Raw genomic sequence first — 511 nt, 5'->3', positions numbered from 1 at the left:
ATCCAGAATCTGTCGGTAATGAAATTAGCTTTATTTTTGGTCCATTATCAGGTGGTAACCATGCTAAGAAAATTATCGAAGAAAATGGTTATATTTGTGATGACAAAGAAAAGGCTGCTATAGCTCAGCAAATAAAAGATATTTATCATGAGCGTAGAAAAGGTATCACAGATGAAGAGTTAATACAGGCTTATAAACAGATTAAATCTCCGATTCATGTATCAGCTATAGATTATGGTAAATCTAATGGTGAAACTTATGTCGAGCTTAAGGGAAGATTCTTTGGCAATACAGACTATAGAATTACAGGCCGTGGCGAAAACTCTGCTCTTTCAGCATTATTAAAAGGCATTCAAGAGTATATATAGTTAATCCGAGAATATTTTGTTAAACACATAAGAGATAGCATCACAAAATTTTTCAAAACTATTATTCACTTTTCTAAATATTTTTTTAAAGTTAGCCTAAACCTTTTCAATAGGATTTAAATCTGGAGAGTACGGAGGTAGAT

General features: G+C 31.9%; 1 protein-coding gene and 1 pseudogene. One reads left to right on the top strand and one right to left on the bottom strand.

The window, feature by feature from the left end:
• A partial coding sequence (locus J5M67_RS27885; protein WP_207888606.1) for a hypothetical protein occupies positions 1-368 on the top strand: 368 nt, incomplete at its 5' end.
• On the opposite strand, the pseudogene J5M67_RS30020 reads toward J5M67_RS27885, so the two are convergent.
• Positions 369-511, bottom strand: a pseudogene (locus J5M67_RS30020) (transposase); the annotation flags it as partial. It lies immediately after the preceding gene.

Origin of the sequence: Pseudomonas sp. 30_B (genome assembly GCF_017491605.1) — a bacterium.
Classification (GTDB): Bacteria; Pseudomonadota; Gammaproteobacteria; order Pseudomonadales; family Pseudomonadaceae; genus Pseudomonas.
Note: the sequence above shows the minus strand (reverse complement) of the source record. Positions and strands in the feature narration are given on the sequence as shown.